At 62.7% G+C, this 23,987-nt stretch carries 19 protein-coding genes and 1 pseudogene; 10 read left to right on the plus strand and 10 right to left on the minus strand.

The annotated features are described in order from the left end of the window. Positions 1-466 precede the first annotated feature (466 nt). From AAHK20_RS24785 to clpP, 3 genes are all read right to left on the minus strand, one after another. Positions 467-1,357, minus strand: coding sequence for a bestrophin family protein (locus tag AAHK20_RS24785; RefSeq protein ID WP_449184144.1), 891 nt, complete (start codon positions 1,355-1,357; stop codon positions 467-469). After that, positions 1,354-2,064 carry a carbonic anhydrase gene (locus AAHK20_RS24790; RefSeq protein ID WP_449184145.1) on the minus strand — a complete coding sequence of 237 codons (711 nt, stop codon included), beginning with the start codon at positions 2,062-2,064 and terminating at the stop codon, positions 1,354-1,356. Before AAHK20_RS24790 ends, AAHK20_RS24785 begins: the two co-directional genes overlap by 4 nt. Positions 2,065-2,248: 184 nt before the next feature. After that, the gene (gene clpP / locus AAHK20_RS24795; RefSeq protein WP_449184146.1) at positions 2,249-2,878 is read right to left on the minus strand and encodes an ATP-dependent Clp endopeptidase proteolytic subunit ClpP; all 630 of its coding nucleotides are present in this window, start codon (positions 2,876-2,878) and stop codon (positions 2,249-2,251) included. Positions 2,879-3,340: 462 nt separating this feature from the next. On the opposite strand from clpP, the gene AAHK20_RS24800 reads away from it, so the two are divergent. The 6 genes from AAHK20_RS24800 (at position 3,341) to AAHK20_RS24825 (ending at position 12,758) form a co-directional block, all read left to right on the plus strand. Beyond that, positions 3,341-5,152 carry a carbon starvation CstA family protein gene (locus AAHK20_RS24800; protein WP_449184147.1) on the plus strand — a complete coding sequence of 604 codons (1,812 nt, stop codon included), beginning with the start codon at positions 3,341-3,343 and terminating at the stop codon, positions 5,150-5,152. Between the two features lie 55 nt (positions 5,153-5,207). Continuing rightward, positions 5,208-7,457, plus strand: a complete 2,250-nt coding sequence (gene pflB / locus AAHK20_RS24805) for a formate C-acetyltransferase (protein ID WP_449184148.1) — start codon at positions 5,208-5,210, stop codon at positions 7,455-7,457. Positions 7,458-7,549: 92 nt separating this feature from the next. Then, a complete protein-coding gene (gene pflA / locus AAHK20_RS24810) occupies positions 7,550-8,353 on the plus strand; it encodes a pyruvate formate-lyase-activating protein (RefSeq protein WP_449184149.1) in 804 nt (267 codons plus the stop codon). 37 nt (positions 8,354-8,390) lie between these two features. Then, on the plus strand, positions 8,391-9,668 hold the full coding sequence (locus tag AAHK20_RS24815; RefSeq protein WP_449184150.1) for an acetate/propionate family kinase: 1,278 nt from the start codon (positions 8,391-8,393) through the stop codon (positions 9,666-9,668). Continuing rightward, positions 9,665-11,812 carry a phosphate acetyltransferase gene (gene pta / locus AAHK20_RS24820; protein ID WP_449184151.1) on the plus strand — a complete coding sequence of 716 codons (2,148 nt, stop codon included), beginning with the start codon at positions 9,665-9,667 and terminating at the stop codon, positions 11,810-11,812. The genes AAHK20_RS24815 and pta overlap by 4 nt, the downstream gene beginning before the upstream one ends. A 25-nt stretch (positions 11,813-11,837) precedes the next feature. After that, the gene (locus tag AAHK20_RS24825; RefSeq protein WP_449184152.1) at positions 11,838-12,758 is read left to right on the plus strand and encodes a formate/nitrite transporter family protein; all 921 of its coding nucleotides are present in this window, start codon (positions 11,838-11,840) and stop codon (positions 12,756-12,758) included. Positions 12,759-12,850: 92 nt separating this feature from the next. Here AAHK20_RS24825 and AAHK20_RS24830 read toward each other — a convergent pair whose 3' ends face one another. Continuing rightward, positions 12,851-13,336 (minus strand): hypothetical protein, encoded by a 486-nt coding sequence (locus AAHK20_RS24830; protein ID WP_449184153.1) that lies wholly within the window; start codon positions 13,334-13,336, stop codon positions 12,851-12,853. Between the two features lie 329 nt (positions 13,337-13,665). Here AAHK20_RS24830 and AAHK20_RS24835 point away from each other — a divergent pair. The 3 genes and pseudogenes from AAHK20_RS24835 (at position 13,666) to AAHK20_RS24845 (ending at position 14,999) form a co-directional block, all read left to right on the plus strand. Beyond that, positions 13,666-14,096 (plus strand): annotated as a pseudogene (locus AAHK20_RS24835) (STM2901 family protein). Positions 14,097-14,098: 2 nt separating this feature from the next. After that, on the plus strand, positions 14,099-14,470 hold the full coding sequence (locus AAHK20_RS24840) for a DUF1493 family protein (RefSeq protein WP_449184154.1): 372 nt from the start codon (positions 14,099-14,101) through the stop codon (positions 14,468-14,470). 178 nt (positions 14,471-14,648) lie between these two features. Next, complete coding sequence (locus tag AAHK20_RS24845) at positions 14,649-14,999, plus strand: contact-dependent growth inhibition system immunity protein (protein WP_449184155.1); 351 nt, start codon at positions 14,649-14,651, stop codon at positions 14,997-14,999. A gap of 105 nt (positions 15,000-15,104) precedes the next feature. Here the strand turns inward: AAHK20_RS24845 and btsR are convergent, their stop codons facing one another. From btsR to AAHK20_RS24870, 5 genes are all read right to left on the minus strand, one after another. Continuing rightward, the gene (btsR, locus tag AAHK20_RS24850; RefSeq protein ID WP_449184156.1) at positions 15,105-15,818 is read right to left on the minus strand and encodes a two-component system response regulator BtsR; all 714 of its coding nucleotides are present in this window, start codon (positions 15,816-15,818) and stop codon (positions 15,105-15,107) included. Beyond that, positions 15,815-17,515, minus strand: coding sequence for a LytS/YhcK type 5TM receptor domain-containing protein (locus AAHK20_RS24855; RefSeq protein ID WP_449184157.1), 1,701 nt, complete (start codon positions 17,513-17,515; stop codon positions 15,815-15,817). Before AAHK20_RS24855 ends, btsR begins: the two co-directional genes overlap by 4 nt. A gap of 191 nt (positions 17,516-17,706) precedes the next feature. After that, positions 17,707-18,981 carry an EAL domain-containing protein gene (locus AAHK20_RS24860; RefSeq protein ID WP_449184158.1) on the minus strand — a complete coding sequence of 425 codons (1,275 nt, stop codon included), beginning with the start codon at positions 18,979-18,981 and terminating at the stop codon, positions 17,707-17,709. A 224-nt stretch (positions 18,982-19,205) separates the two neighbouring features. After that, on the minus strand, positions 19,206-20,657 hold the full coding sequence (gene mdtD, locus AAHK20_RS24865) for a multidrug transporter subunit MdtD (protein WP_449184159.1): 1,452 nt from the start codon (positions 20,655-20,657) through the stop codon (positions 19,206-19,208). A gap of 93 nt (positions 20,658-20,750) precedes the next feature. Next, entirely contained in the window at positions 20,751-22,187 is a 1,437-nt protein-coding gene (locus tag AAHK20_RS24870) for an aminotransferase-like domain-containing protein (RefSeq protein ID WP_449184160.1), read from the minus strand. Between the two features lie 140 nt (positions 22,188-22,327). Here AAHK20_RS24870 and AAHK20_RS24875 point away from each other — a divergent pair, with 140 nt between their 5' ends. Beyond that, positions 22,328-22,633, plus strand: coding sequence for a DUF2917 domain-containing protein (locus AAHK20_RS24875; protein ID WP_449184161.1), 306 nt, complete (start codon positions 22,328-22,330; stop codon positions 22,631-22,633). A 21-nt stretch (positions 22,634-22,654) separates the two neighbouring features. On the opposite strand, the gene AAHK20_RS24880 is transcribed toward AAHK20_RS24875, so the two are convergent. Beyond that, on the minus strand, positions 22,655-23,890 hold the full coding sequence (locus AAHK20_RS24880) for a citrate/2-methylcitrate synthase (RefSeq protein WP_449184162.1): 1,236 nt from the start codon (positions 23,888-23,890) through the stop codon (positions 22,655-22,657). Positions 23,891-23,987 lie beyond the last annotated feature (97 nt).

Genomic DNA, 23,987 nt, shown 5'->3' on the forward strand with positions numbered 1-23,987 from the left:
CGGTAATCGCGATCGCCTTGACGTTCTATAGAGTGCTTGGTTGATTAGATCCGCGAGTGATTACCGCACACCGCCCAATGTGTCGAGGCATCGCCCATTGATCGAAACATTGTTAGAAGATCGAGATGTCAGTTGGCGCTAAAGTTCAGAAACCATCTTTCGTATCGCTTTCACGACACGGAACGCTGAACATTGAATCGACTCATATTGCTCTATCAAGTAGTATGGTCATGTCAGCATGACAATTTTTTATATTAACGGCCGGTTCATAGGATTAGCGCGCAAGAAGGCGGGCGTGACTGGTCTGATACTTTGGCGCGCTCGATTCCAAACTTTATTGTGACGAGACACCAAGTCTGGTTTCAGCAGGAAAAGCAGAAAGCCCTCGAATTCGAGGGCTTTTTGTATTTTGCGCGTCACCTTCTTACATCGGCGTGCGCTTAACGTAATCAACTCCGCAGCCCGCTCACCACAACACGCCTTTCTCCGGCTGCACCGCCGTCAATTCGTGCGCTTCGCCCAAGCTGTCCCGCAAGTCGATCTCGATCGTGCGCGTGATCGCCGTGAGCGGCACGTCGTTTTCCGTGTTCGAGAACGGATGTTCCATGTCGTTGCCGATTTGCAGCAACGCAAGAAACAGAAAGCCGACGCCGGTCGAGCCGAGCGGCGTGAAGATGCCGAGCGATTCGACGAGACCAAGCGGCAAGAGGATGCAGAACACATGGGTGAATAGCGCGGGGTAGGTCGCATATTGCTGAGGAAAGGGCGTGTTCCGGATGCGCTCCATGCCCCCTTGCGCGTTCAGCAGTTCGCGCATCGTCTGCTCGATGGTGGTGAGCCGGATGTTGTCGAGCGACGCTTCGCGCGCGATGATGCGCGCCGTCTCGTTGAGAATCGTGTTCGGCACGTTCGCGACTTGCTGCAGGCGCGCGATTTCGTCTTGCGACAGGCGGGGCGTGAGTTCGTCCCATGGGGGCTGGCGGCGCAGGTGCAGGCGCAACGCGTGAACGTAGGCAACGTGCCGGAGGATCAACAAGCGCTGCAACGCCGTCGTTTCGATTGGCAGCAGCGTCTGCATTTCGCGTCCGAAGCTGCGCGAGTAGTTAATCATCGCGCCCCACAGCGTGCGCGCTTCCCACCAGCGCGCGTAGGCTGCGGTGTTGCGAAAGGCCAGGTAGATCGCGATCGCGGAGCCGAGCAAGGATAACGGCAGATGCGGAAACGAGATGTACCGGTTATCGATGCCCTTGATGAAATACGCGACGGTGACGAGCACGTCCCAGAAGAACAACAAAGCCAGCGGGCGCCCGACATAGAAAACGACTTGTCCGAGGCGAGCACGGCCCGGAACGATCACGGCGCGGCCTTGTTCTGCAGATTCTGCAGACGCTCGCTCGCTTCTTCGAGCGTCAGGTACTGGCTGCCCTGTTCGTCGAACACGGAGATCTTGCCGTGCCCGATGTCGTAAACCCAGCCCTGCACGGCGAGCCGTCCTTCGGCAAGTCGCGCCGCGACGGCCGGATGGGTGCGCAGATGCATCAACTGCAGGCGGACGTTTTCCTCGACCAGCGCCTCGACGACGTGATCGTGCTCGATCTTGCGCGTACGCACCACGCTGCGCGCCGCTTCGGCGTTGCGCAGCCATGCATGGACGGTCGGCATCTCGTCGGCGAGCGATACGTCCGACGCGAGTCCCTTCATCGCGCCGCAATCGGTATGACCGCATATGACGACTTGCCGGACATTGAGCGCGAGCACCGCATACTCGACGACCGCCGAGACGCCGCCGAGCATCTCGCCGTATGCGGGCACGATGTTGCCGATATTGCGGCACACGAACAATTCGCCGGGACGGGTCTGCGTGATCATTTCCGGCGACACGCGCGAATCGGCGCAAGTGATGAAAAGCGTGTGCGGGGCTTGCTGGTGCGCGAGGCTCTTGAACAGGTCCTCGTTGCCGGGGAAGACGTCGCGGCTGAACTCGCCGACGCCTGACAGCAGGTAGAGCAGATCCGGCGTGTCGGAGCCCGCACGCCCGCCGTTGACAGGGGAGTTGCTTGACATGGCGCGCCTTTGCTTTTCAGCGTGGAACGTGGCCCGGCGGGGGCGCCGGGGCAGCACTATCGAAGTTTACGCCGCCGATGTGACCAGCGTATAGCGGACCGCGCGCCGTGCTAAACGTTGGCGCGATTTCCACCTACAAATGCAGCAGCGCCTCCACGCGACAGCAGCGCAACAGCAGCGCAGTTCAAAGCAGATCGCGGTTCGGGATAGACGGCAGCGAAGTGCGCTCGGTCAGCACGTCGTCGATCAAGCCGTATTCCTTGGCGGCGACTGCGGACATGAAATTGTCGCGATCGGTGTCCTTCGCGATTTGCTCGACGCTTTGGCCGGTGCGCTCGGCGAGCACCTTGTTCAAGCGCTCGCGCAAGAACAAGACTTCCTTCGCCTGGATCTCGATGTCGGCGGCCGTGCCTTGGCTGCCGCCCGAGGGCTGGTGAATCATGATGCGCGCGTTCGGCAGCGCGAAGCGTTTGCCTTTTGCCCCGGCAGCGAGAAGGAACGTGCCCATGCTCGCGGCGAAGCCCGTGCACAGCGTGGAGACGTCGGGCTTGATGAACTGCATCGTGTCGTAGATCGCGAGGCCGTCGTACACCGAGCCGCCCGGCGAGTTGATGTAGAAAAAGATGTCCTTGTCGGGGTTCTCCGATTCGAGAAACAGCATCTGCGCGACGATCAGGCTCGCGGTCTGTTCCTCGACGGGTCCCACGAGAAACACGATGCGCTCCCGCAAGAGGCGCGAATAGATGTCGTAGGCGCGCTCGCCGCGTCCCGATTGTTCGATGACGGTCGGTACGAGCTGGTTGTATGGCTGCATGACGTTCCTTGTAATCGGTGGGGCCGGCCATCCGGGGGGCGGCCAACCGCGGGCCGGCCATCCGGGGGCGGCATCTGCGGCGCGGCCATCCCATAAATCCACTGCTCAAGATAGTACTTTTTCGCTTTACCTGCCGGACGGGCGAGCGCTCGGTGGAAATAGAAAACGACGGCAATCCACCCCAGCGCACACGACAAGAAATCTTTCAAATTAACTACATAGAGTGACGGCTCAGGACAGCGCCGCTCCCATCTCGAATCCCTCCGATTAATCTGTTCGCCTTGCTGCAAAAGCGCGATGGGCCAGGACAGACAGGCATTTTTTTCGTCACCGCTCAGCTTTCCCAGCAACCGCTCGCTCTCCGCATTCGACCGCTCGCCAGATAGGGACTGACTGGCGTTCCTTTCGGCCATATAACGTCACTGAAACATCAGTTGATCAGTTGATTCGGAGGAACGCCTAATGACCCACGCCCTATACATCGTCATAGCGACGGCGTGCATCTTGATGATCACGTACCGTTTCTATGGCATTTTCTTCGTCCGCAAGGTTCTTGGGGCCGACGACAGCGAGGTGACCCCGTCCCACGCTCTCGCTGACGGTAAGAATTACGTCCCCACCAAGAAGTGGGTCAATGCCGGTCAGCACTTCGCGGCAATCGCCGCCGCCGGCCCGCTCGTGGGCCCGGTACTCGCCGCTCAGTTCGGCTATCTGCCTGGACTGGTCTGGCTGCTCGTCGGCTGCGTGATCGGTGGCGCCGTGCACGATACGGTCGTGCTATTCGCGTCGATGAAGTACCAGGGCAAGTCGCTTTCCGAAGTCGCGAAAGCCGAGCTCGGCCCGGTTGCCGGCTGGTGTACCGGTCTGGCGATGCTCTTCATCATCACGATCACGATGGCGGGTCTGTCGATCGTCGTCGTGCACGCCCTCGAGCGCAATGCCTGGGGCACGTTCGCCGTCTTCATGACAGTGCCGATCGCCATCGCGCTTGGCCTGTTCGAAAAATTCTTTGGCTCGTCGAAGATCGCAACCTGGATCGGCGTTGCGATGATCGGCGTTTCGGTGCTTGCCGGCCCGCATATTCAAGGCACGATGCTCGGCAACTGGCTGACGCTCAACGCCCACACGATCTCGCTGATTCTCCCGATCTACGCGTTCTTTGCCTCCGCATTGCCGGTGTGGCTGCTGCTCACCCCGCGCGGCTATCTCTCCAGCTTCATGAAGATCGGCGTGTTCGGCGCACTCGTGATCGGTGTCGTCTTCATCAACCCGGCCATCCATTTCCCGGCTGTCACGAAGTTCATCGCCGGCGGCGGCCCGGTGCTTTCCGGTCCGGTGTGGCCGTTCATCTCGATCACCATCGCTTGCGGTGCGATCTCGGGCTTCCACGCTTTCATCGGTTCGGGCACGACCCCGAAGCTGATCGACAAGTGGAGCGACATCCTGCCGGTCGCGTTCGGCGGCATGCTGGCCGAGTGCCTGGTTGGCGTGATGGCCCTGATCGCTGCGATCTCGCTGCAACCGGCTGACTACTTCGCGATCAACGCCGCACCGGCTGTGTTCCACACGCTTGGCATGCAAGTCGTCGACCTGCCGCGCCTGTCGAGCGAAATCGGCCTCGATCTCTATGGCCGCACCGGCGGCGCCGTGACGCTCGCCGTCGGCATGACCGAAATCTTCACGAAGGTGCCCTGGTTCACGAAGCTCGCTGCGTACTTCTTCCAGTTCGTCGTGATGTTCGAAGCGGTGTTCATCCTGACCGCCGTCGACTCCGGCACCCGCGTTGCCCGCTACCTGCTGCAAGACCTCGGCGGCAGCGTCTATGCCCCGCTCAAGCAGATCGACTGGGTCCCCGGCGCCGTGGGCGCGAGCCTGATTGCCTGTGCCGCATGGGGTTACATGCTGATGTCCGGCGACATCAACTCGGTGTGGTCGCTGTTCGGCGTGTCGAATCAAATGATGGCCTCCATCGGCCTCGCGATCGGCGCCACGATCATCCTGCGTCTCTCGGTGAAGCGCAGCTACATGCTCACGTGCCTGATCCCGCTGGCTTACCTCTACGTGACGGTGAACTACGCGGCTTACTGGATGGTGGCCAAGGTCTACTTCAACAGCGCGGCCAAGGGCTACAGCCTCTTCAACGGCGTGCTGACGATTGTGATGGTGGTGCTGGGCCTCGTGATCATCGGCTCGGCGATCCTGCGGTGGAAGTCGCTGATTGGCAATCGCATGCCGGTGATGACATCGGTGGCAGAACTTAGCAAGACTGAATAAACGACTAGTAGAGCAGTTCCCGACCTTTCGTAATTAACGGAGTTGAATAATGAACATGATGTCGAAAATCCAAAACGCAGACGCCTGGGCAGACTTTGCTGAGGGTCAGTGGCAGACATCAGTCGATGTGCGCGGCTTCATTCAAGCCAACTACGTGCCGTATCAAGGCGACGACTCGTTCCTCGCCGGTCCGACCGAACGCACCAAGGCTGTGTGGGCGAAGTTGTCGGAGCTCCTGAAGGAAGAACGCAAGAAGGGTGTGCTCGACGTTTCCGCCGATCGCGCTTCGTCGATCACCGCGCATGACGCCGGCTACATCGATCAAGAGATCGAGCTGATCGTCGGCCTGCAGACCGATGCGCCGCTCAAGCGCGCAATCATGCCGAACGGCGGCCTGCGGATGGTGGAGAACGGCCTGGAAGCCTTCAACTTCAAGCTCGATCCGGCCATCCATGAAATCTGGACGAAGTACCGCAAGAGCCACAACCAAGGCATCTTCGATACGTACTCGCCGGAAATCCTGGCAGCGCGCAAGTCGGGCGTCATCACGGGCCTGCCCGATGCCTACGGCCGCGGCCGCATCATCGGCGACTATCGCCGCGTCGCGCTGTACGGCACCGACTTCCTGCGCGCGGAACGCCTGCGCGTCTTTCACGAGCTCGACGACGCCGTCTTCAACGACGACACGCTACGCCTGCGCGAAGAGCTCTCCGAGCAATTCCGCGCGCTCGACGAGCTGAAGCAAATGGCCGCCAAGTATGGCTACGACATCTCGCGTCCGGCGACTAACGCGCGCGAAGCGATGCAGTGGACCTACTTCGGCTACCTGGCCGCGGTGAAGGAACAAAACGGCGCGGCGATGTCGATCGGCCGCATCTCGACCTTCCTCGACATCTATGTCCTGCGCGACTTCGAACGCGGCATCCTGACCGAGCAGCAAGCGCAAGAACTCTTCGACGACCTCGTCATCAAGCTGCGCATCGTGCGCTTCCTGCGCACGCCGGAATACGACCAATTGTTCTCGGGCGACCCGACCTGGGTGACCGAAGCGATCGGCGGCATGGGCGAAGACGGCCGTCCGCTCGTCACGAAATCGAGCTTCCGGATTCTGAATACGCTGTTCAATCTGGGCCCGGCGCCGGAACCGAACCTCACCGTGCTGTGGTCGGGCAAGCTGCCGGAAGGCTTCAAGGACTTCTGCGCGAAGGTGTCGATCGAGACCTCGTCGATCCAATACGAAAACGACGACATCATGCGTCCCCGCTGGGGCGACGACTACGGCATCGCCTGCTGCGTGTCGGCCATGCGCATCGGCAAGCAGATGCAGTTCTTCGGCGCCCGCGCGAATCTCGCGAAGGCACTGCTGTACGCAATCAACGGCGGCGTCGATGAAAAGAGCGGCGTGAAGGTGGCCGATGGCTTCGAGCCGATCAAGGGCGACGTGCTGAGCTACGAAGAAGTGATGGCCAAGTTCGACCCGATGATGGACTGGCTCGCGAAGACCTACGTCAAGGCGCTCAACTCGATCCACTACATGCACGATAAGTACGCCTACGAACGCATCGAGATGGCGCTGCACGACCGCGACATCCTGCGCACGATGGCTTGCGGCATCGCGGGTTTGTCGGTGGCCGCGGATAGTCTCTCGGCGATCAAGCACGCGAAGGTGCGCATCGTGCGCAACGCGGATGGGCTGGCAGTCGACTACGCGATCGAAGGCGAATACCCGGCCTACGGCAACAACGACGACCGCGCCGACAGCATCGCCGTGTGGCTCACCGAAACCTTCATGAAGAAGGTCGCTTCGCAGCCGTACTTCTATCGCAACGCAATGCCGACACAATCGGTGCTCACGATTACGTCGAACGTCGTGTACGGCAAGAAGACCGGCAACACGCCGGACGGCCGCCGCGCAGGCGAACCGTTCTCGCCGGGCGCGAACCCCATGAACGGCCGCGACAAGAAGGGCTTCGTCGCAGCGGGCGCATCGGTCGCGAAGCTGCCGTACGCGAGCGCGCTCGACGGCATCTCGTGGACGGCTTCGGCCACGCCCGACGCGCTCGGCCGCACCGGCGGCGAGCGCGTGAGCAACCTCGCGAAGTGCCTCGACGCCTACACGGGAGCGGGCGGCCACCACGTGAACGTGAACGTGTTCAATCGCGAGACGCTCGTCGACGCGATGGAGCATCCGGAAAAGTACCCGCAACTGACGGTGCGTGTTTCCGGCTACGCGGTGAACTTCGTCAAGCTGACTCGCGAACAGCAGCTCGACGTGATCTCGCGCACGTTCCACGCATCGCTGTAATCAAGTAGCAAAGCAGGCCGCCAGGCCATCCCGGCGGCCGCCAAAGACTCGGAATAGAAAGCAGTGCAGGGCAACCGGAAAGAGGAAACATCATGACTGCCGCCATTGAGACTTCGTGCCAACACCCGCAGTGCGTGCCTACCGTGAGCGTCGAAGGGGCCAACGGGCCGATCGGCTATCTGCATTCGGTCGAAAGCGGCGCGGCGAGCGATGGCCCGGGCATGCGCTTCGTGTTCTTCGTGGCCGGCTGCCCGTTCCGCTGCGTGTATTGCCACAACCCCGATACCTGGAAGCGTTCGTCGGGCCGTCAGGTGACGGTCGACGAGGCGATCGACGAAATCCGTCCGTACGTGCCGTTCCTGAAGATGGCGGGCGGCGTGACGGTGTCCGGCGGCGAGCCGCTGATGCAGCCGGAGTTCGTGGGCGCCTTGCTGTCCCGCCTGCATGACGAATACGGCCTTCACACCGCACTCGACACGCAAGGCTATCTGGGCCGCAACGTCAGCAGCAGCTGGTTCGACGCCGTCGATCTGGTGCTGCTCGACATCAAGCACATCGATCCCGCGAAGTACCGCACGATCACGAGCTGCGAGCTCGCGCCGACGCTCGACTTCGCCCAGCGCATGGTGCGTCTCGGCAAGCCGCTTTGGATTCGTTACGTGCTGGTTCCTGGTCTCACCGACGACGCCGGCGATATCGCGCGTCACGCCGATTTTCTTGCCGACCTCGGCCCTCTCGTTCAACGGGTCGACGTCCTGCCGTTTCACCAGATGGGCGCTCACAAATGGGAGCAGCTTGATCGCGAGTACGCATTGAAAGATACTCCGACGCCCACGCCCGAGCAGGTCGCCGCCGCCGTCGAAATTTTCCGCTCCCGCCAACTGCCGGCGGTATGAGCGCAGCTCAACTAAATAACTGAATCAACAACAAATCATGTCCACTCAACTCGATCTCGTTCTTGTTATCAACTGCGGCTCATCGTCGCTGAAATTCACCGTCCTGCCCACGGGCGGCGGCGAGCCGCTCGTCTCCGGCATCGCCGAATGCCTCGGCTTGTCCGATGCGCGGCTCGTCATCAAGGAAAACGGCGAAAAGACCACGCTATCGCTTTCCGGCGGCGCGCACCCGAAGGCGCTGGAAGTGCTGATGGACCGTTTCGACGACGCGGGCCTGCTCGATCGCGTGGCGGTCGTCGGCCATCGCGTCGTGCATGGCGGCGAGCGTTTCACGGAGTCCGTGCTGATCACGCCGGAAGTGATTCGAGATATCGAGGCGGTGTCCGGCCTCGCGCCGCTGCACAACCCGGCGAACCTGCTCGGCATCCGCGCGTGCCTCGAAGAGCTGCCGTTCGTGCCGCAAGTGGCCGTGTTCGACACCGCGTTTCACCAGACCATGCCGAAGGCCGCGTACTCGTACGCCGTGCCGCAGCGCTTCTATCGCGAGCACGGCGTGCGCCGCTACGGCTTTCACGGCACGTCGCACCGCTATGTGTCCGGGGAGGCCGTGCGCCTGCTCAAGCTCGATGCGAAGGACCACGGCGTCATCGTCGCTCACCTCGGCAACGGCGCTTCGGCGACGGCCGTCGTGAATGGCAAGAGCGTCGACACGTCGATGGGTATGACGCCGCTCGAGGGCCTCGTGATGGGTACGCGTTCGGGCGACCTCGACTTCGGCGCAGCCGCGAAGATCGCTCGCATCGGGGGCGCGGATTTCGCCGATATGGAAACGCTGCTCAACAAGCAGAGCGGCCTCTTGGGCCTCTCCGAGCTGTCGAGCGACTGCCGCGACCTCGAAGCTGCCGCGAGCGAAGGCCACGAAGGCGCGCAGCTCGCGCTCGACGTGTTCGTCCACCGGCTCGCCCGCTACATCGGCGGACTCGCCACTTCGCTGCCGCGCTTCGACGCGCTGATCTTCACCGGCGGCATCGGCGAGAACTCGGTGCGGATTCGCAGGATGACCCTCGAGCATCTGAAGGTGTTCGGCTTCGTGCTCGATGAAGCGGCCAACAAAGCGGCGGTGGGCGGCAAGAGCGGCCGCATCGATAGCGGCAGCGGCCCGCAAGCGTGGGTCGTGCCGACTGACGAAGAGGGCACGATCGCCCGCGAATCCACCGAGATCGCCAGCACCATCCGCCATTCCGAAAGCACCGCCGCGGCAAGCAGCTCGAGCAAGTCCGCGCACCGTTCGTCGTCTATGGAGCAACTGTCATGAACGTGACGAATCTACCCCGCACCTTCTATCTCGTCCCGGTATCGCACGACGCCGGTCTCACCTCGATGGCCCTCGGCCTCGTGCGGTCGCTGCAGCTCGCCGGCGTGCGCGTCGGTTTCGTGAAGCCGATCGCGCAGCCCGAAGCGTCCACCGGCGACCGCGATCTGTCGAGCCACTTCGCGCGCACGCTGTGCGGTACGACCACGCCCGATCCGATCCCGTTCGCCCACGCTGCCGAGATGGTGCGTGAAGGGCGCCTCGCCGGCCTGATGGAAGAGGTCGTTGCGATCGTCGAGAGCGCGCGCGAAGGCAACCACGTGATGATCGTCGAAGGCTTGATTCCTTACGTCGACGCGATGATCTCGACGCGCCTGAACATCGAGATGATCCGATCGATGGGCGCCGACCTCGTGCCCGTCGTCACGGGCGGCTCGAAGAGCGCATCGGAGCTGGCCGCCATCGCGGCCGGGGCGGCGGAGCAATACGGCAACGGCGGACGGCGGCCGCTCGCCGGCGTGCTGGTCAACCGCTGCAATGAGGCGAGTGCCGCCGCACTGGGCGAGTTGCGCAGCCTGCGTCTCGAAGGGGCGTCGAGCAACGTGCCGATCCTTGCCGCGGTGCGGAGCAACCCGCAGCTGATCGCGCCGCGTCTGATCGATGTCGCCGCTGGTCTCGACCTGACGGTGTTCCGGCGCGGCGATATCGAATCGGCGCGCGTCGAGAACTTCGTGGTTGCGGCGCGCTCGCCGGAGAAGCTGATTCCCCACCTGAAGAGCGGCACGCTCGTGGTGATGCCGGTGGACCGCTCCGACGCGATTCTCGCCGTGGCGTTCACCGCGCTGCGCGGCATGCCGCTCGCGGGCCTGATCCTGACCTGCGGCGGCGAGCCGGCCCCCGAGGCAATGAAGCTGCTCGAGGCGCCGCCGCTCGACCGCCTGCCGGTCTTGCTGTCGGACGAAGACACGTTCACGGTCGCATCGCGCTTGACGAGCCTGTCGAGCCACGTGGTCGCCGACGACCCCGAGCGCATGGAACGCGTGCTCGACTTCATCGCAGGCAACGTCGATGCGCAGCCGCTCGTCGCGCGCCTGGACGTGCCGGTCGACACGCTGATGCCGCCGCCGGTGTTCCGCCATCGCCTGGTCGGCAAGGCCAGCAAGGCCAACCGCCGCATCGTGCTGCCCGAAGGCGACGAACCGCGCACGATTCAAGCCGCCGTGATTTGCGCGGAGAAGGGCATCGCCCGCCCCGTGCTGCTCGGCGCGCCCGATAAGATCCGCTCGGTGGCGGCGGGGCATGGCATCGAGCTGTCGGAAGCGGTCGAAATCCTCGATCCGGAAGCGATCCGCGATGGCTACGTCGAGCCGATGGTCGAACTGCGCAAATCGAAGGGACTCACCGCGCTGCAAGCCGCGCGGCAGCTTGAAGACACGGTCGTGCTCGGCACCATGATGCTCGCGCAAGGCGACGTCGACGGTCTCGTCTCGGGCGCCGTCCACACGACGGCCAACACCGTGCGTCCGGCGTTGCAGCTGATCAAGGCCGCGCCGGGCAACAGCGTCGTATCGAGCGTGTTCTTCATGCTGATGCCCGATCAAGTGCTCGTCTACGGCGACTGCGCGATCAATCCCGATCCGAGCGCGGCGGAGCTGGCCGAAATCGCGATCCAGTCAGCCGACAGCGCGAAAGCGTTCGGCGTCGAGCCGCGCGTCGCGATGATCTCGTACTCGACAGGCTCGTCGGGTTCAGGCGACGACGTCGAAAAGGTGCGCGAAGCGACGGCGCTCGTGCGCGAACGCCGGCCCGATCTCGTCATCGACGGCCCGATGCAGTACGACGCGGCCACCGTGGAAAGCGTCGGCCAGCAAAAGGCGCCGGGCAGCCCGGTCGCGGGCCGCGCCAACGTCTGCATTTTCCCGGATCTCAACACCGGCAACACGACGTACAAGGCGGTGCAGCGTTCGGCCAACGTGGTCTCGGTCGGCCCGATGCTGCAGGGCTTGCGCAAGCCGGTCAACGACTTGTCGCGCGGCGCGCTCGTCGACGACATCGTCTACACGATCGCATTGACCGCCATTCAAGCCGCTTCCGGCGACGAGAATCCGTCGAGCGTCGTGCCGCCGGTTCCGGCCGCTGCCGCTTAATCGAGGACAACCCGAGAGAAATGTCATGAAACCCGTATCTGAAGTTTCCACGGAGGCCGCCGGCTCGACTGGCGGTACTCACAAGAGCGCGGTCGAGGTGCCGCTGTTCGATGCGCTCACGCCGCCCGCCATCGCGCGCGCGGCTGAAGACCTGGGGGTCAAGAAAGCCCACTACGACACCGCGACGCTCTTCGTGCTCGCCATCCTCGGCGGTGCGTTCATCTCGTTCGGCGGCTTCTTCGCGATCGTCGCGATGTCGGACGCCGCCGGGCATATGTCGTTTGGTGTGACTCGGCTGATCGGCGGCATTGTCTTCTCGCTCGGCCTCGTGCTGATCATGTGCGGCGGCGCGCAGCTCTTCACGGGCGATTGCCTGATGGTGATGGCGTGGGCGAGCAAGCGTCTGCGCTTTCGCGAACTGGTGCGCGTCTGGGTGACGGTGTGGGTCGGCAATGGGGTGGGCGCTATCGCCACCGCCGCGATCCTGTTCCTGGCGGGCGCCTACAAGATCGGCCATGGCGCGTTCGGCGCGGCCGCGCTGTCGTTCGCGTCGGCCAAGGCCAGCGATGCGCCGATGGAAGCCTTCTTCCTCGCGATTCTCTGCAACGTGATGGTCTGCCTCGCGGTCTGGCTGTCGCTGTCGGCGCGCTCGTTCACCGACAAGATGCTGTCGATCATGTTCCCGGTTGCGTTCTTCGTCGCCGCAGGCTTCGAACACTGTATCGCCGACATGTTCTTCGTGCCGTTCGGCTTGATGATCGAACAATGGGCGCCTGCTTCGTTCTGGCTTGATCTTGGCCACGGGAGCATTGCGATGGCGCCGGCGATTCCGGTCGAGCACTTTCTCGGCAATCTCGCTGTGATTACGGCGGGGAACTGGATTGGTGGGGCGGTGTTGGTTGGGGCGGTTTATTGGTTCGTGTTTTGCCGCAAGCGTTCGCACTGAGCGACGCTTAGCGTGGGTTGGCCGTGCAATGCGGCCAGTTGGAAATCATCGGCATCGTGAGGCTTGCGGGCGTTACGGTGCCGATGGTGTTTTTAGCATTCGGGTTTGTCAGCGAGGCCGTAGGTGCAGGCAAACGGATCATGCCAGCGGTTTTTTCGATGGAAGAGCGTTACTACGTCTCCTCTGGAAAAGATGAAGGTGGCGACGCCGCTCGAAGACAACTTCCACTCTCCGCTGCTGCCGTCGCTGAATTTCAATGTCCCCGTTGCGTAGCATGATGAATAGCGTTCGTGCGATAGCACGTAGCCTTCAACCGGATAGGCTTTCGAGAAGAATTCCTTTACCTGATAGGGAGTCGGTTGGAATTTCTTGCAGTTCTCTGAGGCGGTATCGTCTCTGCTTTTTCCGGTCTCGGTGATCTTGACGCTTGCTACGGTTCTCGCATGAGATACGGAGCTAAGAAATACGATCAGGACGGGAATTAATAGCCTCAATTCCATTTTGCTGTGCTTGCCTCGGTTTTTATTTTCTTTGAAGTTTGCGAGGGCTGGTAATTTCAAAGAAACGTTCTGCGACACCGATATATCCTTTCTTGCAAAAATCCGACTCTCCTGCGTCGGCCTAGTTCTCAGATGATCCATCGATTTGGCATAACTTATGACTATCTAGTTTGTCAGGTGGCGACTATTTGTCGCTATATCGTTTGATGTTCAATTATCTTGTAATAAATCCCTTGCGACTTCTGATGTCAGTGCAACCACGCGCCGCGGCTTTGAGAAGGGGGTGTTGAATTTTGCGATGACTATTCGCACCTGTCACCATGCTGGGACCAGTCAGCTGTTCAGAGATTGCTGTGTTTTTGACGTCGATGATATAGTCCGAGACCTATAAAAAAGGGAGTGAAGTAATGTCAAATATGTATGATTACGGCAATAATCGTAACCTGGATCGTGTTGAGTTTTTTTATTTATTGTTGCGCATGAGGCTTGCCAGCAATTTGGTATTGATGACATCGAATATATGATTCTCATATTCTCGGGGTTGCCTGTGTTGCCAACTAGAGCTAAGCCAATGGGCGCGACCAAGGGAACCTCTATAATGTCAGTTATGGCTCGCTCCACAATAAGGTACGAGCTAAAAAAGAAGGTGCTTCCGACGTTGACGTTAGAGAGCATGAAATCTTTGAGGATTCTTTTCACTCATCGTCTTAGTGTGTTTGTTGGCCGGACGTTGCCTGGTGTAGGATGGGTTTTGCTTGCGGCTGATGTCTATCAAGTTATTCACGATTCTGTGGTGAAATACAATCGTTTAGTCAAGCCAGAGGATAAAATTTTCTGAAAATGGAACGATATTCGTGGGATGATCTCGTCCAGTTTGTGCGCAAAGAGGCGTGCGTTTCTGAGCGAAAGCAGATTTCCGAGAGCACAACCGTTTCGGGGGATTTGGGCCAAGAAGGCGACGATGCCGATATATTCATGGAGCGCTTTTTTGAGCGCTTTGATATAGGAAGGGGGGATTACGATTTTTCGCGGTATTTTCTAATGGAAGGTGAAGGGGTCTTCTATCACCTTCTGAGGAAGTTTATTCTGCGGAAGCCCCATTCGTTTGACCGAGAGGTCCTGACCGTCGGCATGTTGTATAGGGCGTTGTCTGTTGGTAGGTGGGATGCGCAAGGCATAAGGTCAATAGCGGGGCAGGGCGATCAGCGGTAGGGCATGCATCGGCCTGTTCGAAGGCTATTTGCGGGCCGAGCCGTGTGCGCGGTACCTCCGACCTGATCGCCGACGGGAACCACATCGTGATCCTGGATGAGGATGACAGCACTGTCACCGCGGCGAAAATCGTGCATGCGCGGTTGAAGCATCCCCGACGGCCTGTCCGCGCGGGTGATTGACCTTAGTCTTTTCTTATTATGTTTTGACGGCGTTTCTCGGGTCAAATTTGAGATCTATAAGCGAGTCTAAATATCTGAATTTATGGAATATTATAGTTGGACATTTTCACGAAGATTTTGATTTGTTTGGTCAAAATATTGAGGAGATAATTTCATATCATAAAAGTGTTTCCGATGCCTCGGCCAGAGCGGAAACTATCCGTGAGATTGATGAGTTCAAGACGGACAATCAGGGGAATTTGGATGCCGCATTGGAGAGAGAATTCGGAAGGCAATTCGATCCCAAATTATGGGGCCACACGACCGAATCGTTTCTTGACGAATTAAAACACTTGCTGAAAGCTTAGCGTGTTGCGGGCGGTCTAAAGGCCGCCCGCTTTCCTTGGTGACACGCTACGCGCACTCCGCGAAGGGCTCGGCTGATTTACGTATAACGGAATGCTCTAGCCCCCTCACGCAATCGCCAACCTCTCCTTCAACGGCCCCAGAAACCGCCGGCTCACCGGAATCTTCTGTTCGCTGAACGTAACGATCTCCGCAAGCCCGTTGTGCTGAAACACGATCTCCCGAATCGCTTCCGGATTGACGAGCACCTGCCGGTGGCAGCGAATCAGCGGCGTGCGCGCTTCGAGCGTCTTCAACGTGAGTTCCGTGAAGCGCTCCAGCCCCCCGCGGCCGACGACGAACGCGCCGCTCGCCTTCGAGATCACGTATTCGATGTCCGCCACCTTCACGAGAAAGATGCGGTCCTGGCCCGAGCACGGGATCTGCGTGAGCCTCTGGCTCTCGTCGAACAGCGCCGGCGGCGGCGAGCTTGCTTCGCGCAGCCGTTCGATCGTCTTCGCGAGCCGATCGTGATCGGCGGGCTTGAGCAGATAGTCGAACGCGTTTTCCTCGAACGCCTTGAGCGCATATTCCTCGTGCGCGGTGAGAAACACGACTTTCGGCTTGCGGTCGGGATCGAGCATCGTGAGCATTTCGAGGCCCGTCACGCGGGGCATCTGAATGTCGAGAAACACGACGTCCGGCGACAGCCGGTTGATCGCCGCAATCCCTTCGATCGCATTCGCGCATTCGCCCACGACCGTCACGTCTTCGAAAGCCGCCAGGAGCCGGCGCAGTTCGTCGCGTGCGGGCGCTTCGTCGTCGACGATGAGGGTATTCATATCGTTGTGGTCTCCATGGGAATGCGCAGCGTGACGCGCGTCGAGACATCGTTCTCGCAGGTGACCGTGGTGCCGTAGCCTGGGCCGAACCGGTTTTCGAGGCGTTTGGCGACGAGATTCATGCCGAGTCCGCCGCTTGTCGCATGTTCGTCGTAGAGGCCCGCGTTGTCTTCCACATCGATCAACAGATCGTCACCGTCGCGCCGGGCGGTGATATGGATTTCACCCTTGCCGATCAATTGCGAAGTGCCGTGCTTGATCGCGTTCTCGACGATCGGCTGAATCGAGAAAGCGGGCAGGCGCACCGCAGCGAATTCCTTCGGGATGTCGATCCGCACTTCGAGCTTGCCGGCAAAGCGCGCCTTCTCGATCTCCAGATACGCCTCGATGTGCTCGAGCTCGTCGTCGAGCGTCACTTCCTCGGCCGGCCGCTTCAGGTTCTTGCGGAAAAACGTCGACAGGTTCTGCACGAGCTGGCGGGCGCGCTCGGGGTCTTTGGCGATGACGGCCGCGAGCGTGTTCAGCGTGTTGAAGAGGAAGTGCGGATTGATCTGCGCCTGCAAGAGCTTGAGCTCCGATTGCGTGAGCAGTTGCTTCTGGTCTTCGAAGCGGCCGGCCAGGATCTGCGCTGACAGCAAATGCGCGATGCCTTCACCGAGCGTGCGGTTGATCGTCGAGAAGAGCTTGGTTTTCGCCTCGGCGAGGATGATCGTGCCGATCACGCGGTCCTCTTCGCCCAGGAGCGGGATGATCAGCGCGGCGCCGAGCGGGCAGGTCGCCGGCTCGATCGGGCACACGTAGGCGACCTCGTTGCCGTCGGCGAAGACGACGGTGTTCAATTCGATCGCCTCGATCGTCTGCAGCGACGTGATCGGTGTGCCGGTGAGATGGTGATCGTCGCCGATGCCGATGAACGCGAGCACCTTGTCGCGATCGGTGATGGTGACCGCGCCGACTCCGGTCTCCTCGTAGACGATGCGCGCGACCCGCGTCGCGTTCGCCGCATCGAGACCGCTGCGCAGCGCCCCTTCGGCCCGCGCCGCGATCGTGAGCGCGCGCGCCGAGAAGATGCTCGATTGCCGCTCGAGCGCCTTGCGGCGGTCGAGCAGGATGCTCACGAACATGCCTGCGCCAAACGTGTTGGCGACGATCATCGGCACCGCAATGTGGTCGACGAGCAGGGTCGCTGCGCTCGCGGGCTTCACGATCACGAGCAGAATCGCCATCTGCGTGAGCGCCGCGATGAACGTGGCGAGCGCGACGCCGAACGGCTGCAGGACGCGCTTGAGCTTGCCGCGCCGGACCATCCACAGATGGTAGAGGCCGCCGACCAGCCCCTCGGCGATCGTCGAGATCATCCCTGCGAAGCCCGTCGGCCCACCGATCCAGTAGCGGTGCAGCCCGCCTGTCAGCCCGACCGCGACGCCGACGAGCGGCCCGCCCAGCGCGCCGCCGAGCACCGCGCCGATTGCCCGCGTGTCGGCGATCGACTCGTCGATGCCGACCCCGAGGTAGGTGCCCATGATGCAAAAGATCGAGAACACGACATAGCACGCGACGCGGTGCGGCAGGCGCACGCTCACGTGCATGAACGGCAGGAACAGCCGTGTGCGCGTGAACAGGTAGGCGATGACCAGATAGCCGCAGGTCTGGACGATCAGCGTGAGGGTCAGGTGGGCGGTGTCGTTCGACAGCACGATGGGCGGTACGGAGGCGTTGTTACGTTCGTTGTGCAGTCCGGGGACGGCTGGGGTGCGATGCGGCCCCTGCTCCGGGTGTTTCGAGGCACCGGAGCACAAAAATGCCGGGCGATCCTGATTATCTCAAAACTCAGGATGAGACATTTCTTGTCAGATGTAAACGACGCCGCCGCGGACGCCCCGCGCCGTCAAACGCGATGCAGGGCCGCTTCCCAGTTGATGTCGGCGCACAGCACCTGCAGGCCGCGTTTGGTCTGCGCCGCGATCGAGGCCGTCACGCACAAGTGCGCTTCGTTGATCGACAGATACGGCGCGGTCAGATGCGCGCGCCCCGGCACACGCATCGCTTCGATGAAGTAGGGACGGCGTTCCCAGCTCGCCCCTTCCGAATGCAGGAGCGGCGAGAAGCGCTTCGCGCGCCGCGACACGCGCCCCGGCGGCAGGACGTTGTCGCCGATTTGCCGGCCCGACGCATCGAGCAGGAAGCAGCGCGCGGTCTCGCTCAAGGCGAGCAGCGGCGCCGCGGCTTGCTCGACATCGTCGCCCGCGATGATGCGCTCGCTCGCTTCTTCGAGCGCGCGGACATACGGCTCGAGACGCGCAAGTTGCGCCCGCTCGCGCGTGGCGACGCGCTGGCGCAGCGCGGCCGACAGCGCGTCCATCACGCCCGCGGCTGTCTCCGGCTTGACCGGCTCGACGCTCGGTCCGGCGAAGAACGTGCCTTGCACGAAGTCGACGTCGCATTCGAGCGCAATCAGCGCGTCGCGCTCGGTCGCGAGGCCGCCCATCAGCACCAGTTGCCCCGACTCGTGCAGCAGCGACACCAGCCCGGGCAGTACGCGCTCGATATGTGAGTGCTCGCTCGCTTGCGCGAGGATGCAGCGGTCGAGCGTGACGATATCCGGGTGCAGGTGCCAGACGCGGTCGATATTCGAATGCTTCGCGCCGAAGCCGCCGAGCGCGATCAGGAAACCGGACTTGCGCAGGCTGTCGATGATTTCGGCGAAACGCGTGGTTTCGCCGCCCGCCTGCTCGGGCACTTCCAGCACGACGCGCTGCGGCGACAGGCCGAGCGCCTTGAGGCCGGCGAGCAGGGCGTCGCCGTAGCTGGTGTCCATCAGCGCGGCCGGGTGCAGGCTCAGGAAGAGCCACTCGTCGTGGCTGTCGAAGGCGTTGAAGTTGCCCAGGTGCAGCGATTCGGCGAGCCGTCCCAGCTCCAGCAGATCGCCGCGCCGCGCCGCCTGCGTGAACACCTCGTGCGACGGCGCGTGCTCGCCTTGCTCGTCGTGCGCGCGCAGCGACGCGTGGTAGCCGATCGCGCGCCGGTGCGACACCGAAAACACCGGCTGGAACACGCTGAACACGGTGTAGCCGCCATACAGGATGGTGCGCCGGGCGCCTTCGTCGCCGGCCATCGGACGCGGCGGCTGAAAGCCGGGTGGATCGAGTTCGATCATGCTCATGTCAGTCGTGGGGTAGGGCGGTGCCGGTTTTCGAGATGCGCAGATGCGAAGTTTAAAGGATCGGCACGCAAGAAGCATGCGCAGGGCATAGTCCGTTTCGGCCGACGCAAGACACGTTTTAGCGCTTTTAGGCGCACTGTCGTAGTGCGCCGCGTGCCCCGTCGCGGGTCGAGGCAGCGCCGGCGCGCCGCGGCTGGCGGTTCGCCGAGGCAGGCCCGGCGGCGTCAGGTCCGCTCGGACGGGTCCGTCTTTTTGGCCGTCGTCCGGATATCAGGCGCCAATTGCGCGAAGATCCACGCCGATCCCGACGTAATGATCCCGACGCATAAGAACGTCGCGTGGAACGCCGGCAGCGGATTGGCCGTGCTCGCGCGCGGGATCAGATCCGTGAACGTGGTCAAGAGCGCGCCAGCGACGGTCACCCCAAGACTCATCGACAGCATCTGCACGAGCGAGAACAGGCTGTTGCCGCTGCTCGCGCCACCCGTGCCGAGGTCTTTCAGCGTGAGCGTGTTCATCGCGGTGAACTGCATCGAGTTGACGCTGCCGAAGATCGCGAGCTGCACGAGCCGCAGCCACATCGGCTGATGGAGGCTCGTCAGCAGGAAGCTCGCCATCATGAGCCCCACGAGCACCGTGTTCACGACGAGCACTTTGCGATAGCCATGCTTGAGGATCAGGCTCGTGACGAGCCGCTTCGAGAACATGCCCGCCGCCGCGACCGGCAGCATCATCAGGCCCGCTTCGAACGCGCTGTAGCCGAGGCTCACTTGCAGGAGCAGCGGAATCAGGTAAGGCATAGCGCCGCTGCCGATCCGCGCGAACAGGTTACCGAGCAGGCCCACGCAGAAGGTATGGATCTTGAACAGATCGAGCGGGAAGATCGGCCGCTCCGCGCGCGTCGCGTGCAGGCCGTACGCGACGAAGCAGGCGAGGCTCAGGATCAGCAGCACGAGCACGGTCGCGTGCTGCAGGCCGAGTTCGGCCAGGCCGTCGAGCGAGAACGTGATCGCGATCATGGCGAGCGCGAGCAGCAGGTAGCCCTTGAGATCGAAGCGTCCGGTGTCGGGATTCTTCGCGTCGGGCATGTAGATGAAGGTGGCGATGCAGCCCGCCACGCCGACCGGTACGTTGATCAGGAAGATCCAGTGCCACGACGCGATCTTCACGAGCCAGCCGCCGAGCGTCGGCCCGATCAGCGGACCGATCAGGCCGGGGACCGCCACGAAAGCCAGCGCCGACAGGTAGCGTTCGGCCGGAAACACGCGCAGCACGGCCAGCCGTCCGACCGGCAGCAGCATCGCGCCGCCCACGCCCTGCATCACGCGCCACACGACGAGCTGCGAGAGCGAGTGCGCGTTCGCGCACAGGAGCGAGCCGAGCGTGAAGATCAGGATCGCGCTGAAGAAGACGCGCCGGATGCCGAGCTTGTCCGCGAGCCAGCCCGAGACGGGGATCATCACCGCCATGGTCAGCGAGTACGCGATCACCACCGATTGCATCCTGAGCGGCGACTCGCCGAGGCTTCGCGCCATCGACGGCAGCGCCGTGTTGACGATCGTCGAATCGAGCGTCTGCATGAAGAAGCCGGTGGCGACGAGCCATAGCAGTACGTTCAGCGACTTGGGCGAGTAGGCGCGGGCAGGGGGGGCGGCGGTGGTCGGCGGATTGGACATGGGCTGGGCGTGGCGCGCGGCCGGTCGAAGCGAAAAGAAACGCGGGCGGCGCGCGCTGTGGTGAACCAGTTGGTGAATTGCGCGCCCGCTATTCTAGTCCGCCTCCACGCTTTCGCGCGCCGGTTCCAGCTCGAACGCTCGCGCGAAGAACGCGCGGGCGCGCGGATCGTTCGTGTACGCCGTGTTGATGCGCGTCCACGGGGAGGGTTCCGAATGTGGCCGGAAATAGCTCCCCGGCGCTATGTCGACTCCGCAGGCCACGCCGCATTCCAGGAGCTGCTGCGAATCGTCGATGTGCGGCACGCGCGCCCAGACGAACTTGCCGCCCGCCGGCCTCGCGAAGACTTCCCAGCCATAGGCTTCGAGCGTCTGCACGGCGGAGCCGAGCGCATCGTTGATGCGCCGGCGCAGGCGGTCGAGGTACTTGCGATACGCGCCGCGCTCGAGCAGCGCGAGCGCCACGCTCTCCGCAAACAGCGAGCCGCTGATGCTCGTGAGTGCCTTGATGTCGACGAGATCCTTGATGATCTTTGGATTGGCCGCGATGTAGCCGATCCGCAGAGACGACGACAACGTCTTCGACAGCCCGCCGATATAGATCACCTGTTCGAGCTGGTCGAGCGTGGCGAGGCGGTCGGTCGGCTCGGCCTGGAAGTCGGCGTAGATGTCGTCTTCGAGGATCGTGAAGCCGTGCTCGCGCGCAAGCTGCAACAACCGGAACGCGACGGGCGGCGTGACCGTCGTGCCGGTTGGATTGTGGAACACGGTGTTGATGAAGAAGAGGCGCGGGCGGTGGCGCTTGAGCTGCTCCTGCAGCACGTCGAGATCGGGCCCGTTGACGGTGCGCGGAATGCCCACCACGTTCACGCCGTGCAGCTTCAAGAGACCGAACAGGTTGTAGTAGCCGGGGTCTTCGACAAACATCGTGTCGCCGGCCTTGAGCATGTAGCGGATCACGAGGTCGAGCGCCTGGCTCGCGCCGTTCGTGATGAGGATTTGCGAGACGTTCGCGTGGACGCCGACCAGCGCGGCGCGCGCGTTCAAGTGCTCGCGCAAGGCGGGATGGCCGAGCGGCGTCGCGTAGTCGATCATGCTCAGCGGATCGCCTCGCGAGACTTGGCGAATCGCTTGCGCGAGGCCGTCCATGTCGCGCCATGCCTCGGGGATGAAGCCGCCGCCGAGCTTCAGGTGCTCGCCCGGGTGATTGAACTGCTGGAGGATGTGGATCGATTCTTCCTCGGCGCGGCGCGGGTCCGTGGTGCCTTGGCAGCCGTCGTTGACCGACGCGTGCCGCGACACGTAGAAGCCCGAGCCATGCCGCGACTCGACGTAGCCCAGCGAGACGAGCCGGTCATAAGCCTCGATGACGGGAAAGCGGCTCACGCCGTAGTCGGCCGCGAACTGGCGGATCGACGGCAGCTTCGTGCCCGCGTGCGCTTCCCGCGAACGAATCCAGACCTGCACGCCGGCCACGATTTGCTCGGTGAGCGGCACGCCGCTTTCGCGGTCGAGTTTGAGATCGGGTTTCATGCGGCGCCACCTCACTGTTCGGTAATTCGCCTGAACAGTTTCAGTGAAACTGTTCGGAACTGTGCATGTGATTCTAGTCGCGGCATCTCAATAATGAGCCTACGTACTTTCCCTAGGACGCGACTTCAAGGAGAACAGTGATGCGCGAAATCCGGACTTTTGAACTCGAGCACGGCGAGCCGGCTGCCGCTTGGCACATCGACCGGCCGGCTGTGCTCACGGTGACCGACGGCGAAATCTGGCTGACGGTCGAAGGCGATTCCGAGGACTACTGGCTCAAGCCGGGCGAACCGTTTGTGCTGCCCGAAGGCGCTCGGACTTGGGTCAGCGCCGGGCGTGGCGGGGCGAAGTTTTCGTTGGCGTTTTCGCGGGCGGGGCGCAGCGTGTCGGCAACGCCGGCTCCGGTGGCGCGCAGCTGGATGCCGCGTTGGCTGAACGTGGCTTGAGTGTTCGTTGAGCGGGGCAATTCACGCAGTCTCAGTCTGCGGATGCGCCCCGATATAACGCGCGCGCGGCCGGATCACGCTGCCGTCGGCGGTCTGCTCCATCGCATGCGCGATCCAGCCCGTCACGCGGCCAAGCGCGAACAGCGTGAACGCGGCGCCGGCAGGCAACGCCAGCACGCGCTCGAGCGCTGCCAGCGCGAAATCGACGGTCGGCGTGAGCCCGGTTGTGTCCTTCACCGCGCGTACGATCGCGCCGATCTCCGCCATTCCGGCCCGCTTATCGGCTCGCTCTGTCAGCTCATCGAGCAGCAATTGCGCGCGTGGATCGCCCTGCGGATAGAGCGGGTGCCCGAAGCCGGATAGGTGTTGGCGGCGTGCGCCGTCATCGTCGCGAGCCAGGCGGCCGGCGAGATAGCGGTCGATGTCGCCGGCGCGCGTTGCTTCTTCGAAGAACGCCGCGACGCGTGCGGTCTCGCCGCCGTGGCGCGGACCCGACAGCGCCGCGAGGCCGCCCGCCACCGCGCCGAACAGATGCGTGCCGGTCGACGTGATGCAGCGCACGGTGAACGTCGACGGATTCAGCTCGTGATCGGCGCAGACGACGAGCGCCATGCGCAATAGCTCCGCGTGCCGCCGGTTGCGCACGCCCCACGCAGCGGCGAGCTGGCGGTGCAGCGGTTCGTTCGACGGCGCCGCCGAGATCATCGCGGCGGCCAGGAGCCGCATCAACGCGCAGGCGGTGTCGAGTTGCGCGTCGCGGCCGAGCGCCCAGACGCGCGGCATCTGCGCGGCGACGGCCGGCAGCAGCACGAGCGCGCGATCGAGCGGCGCGCTGTCGCTCCACAGCTTCAGCCACGCGGACCATTGCGCGCCGGTGATCGGCGCGGCGGGCGCCTCGGCGATCCGGCGCGCGCTGCATTCCCAAAGCAGCGCGGCGGCTTCTTCTAGCGTCGCGCTTCGGGCCAGCTCGATCGCATCTTGACCGCGATAGAACAGGCGGCCGTCGGCAACCAGCGTGATCCGCGATTCGAGCACCGGCACCCCCCAATCGAGCACCTTCTGCGCGACCTTGCCCGCGCGCTTGCCGTCCTCCTTGCGGCGCGCGAGGCGGCGCACTTCGTCGGCGTCGTAGAGACGGCGCTTGCTGTCGGCGTCCGGCGACGAGCGCAGCATGCCGCGGCTCACGTACGCGTAGAGCGTCGGGACGCTGATGCCGAGCGCGGCGGCGGCTTCGGCGGCGGTCAGATGGCTGGGCATGGGGCGGTGTCTTCCGGTTCGATTCGAGATATCGATGCAGGCTTCGGACGAGAAACCAAACAAATCGATATATCTTGATTATTTGAATCAAGATTGA

The sequence above is a fragment of the Trinickia camelliae genome, from assembly GCF_053525655.1.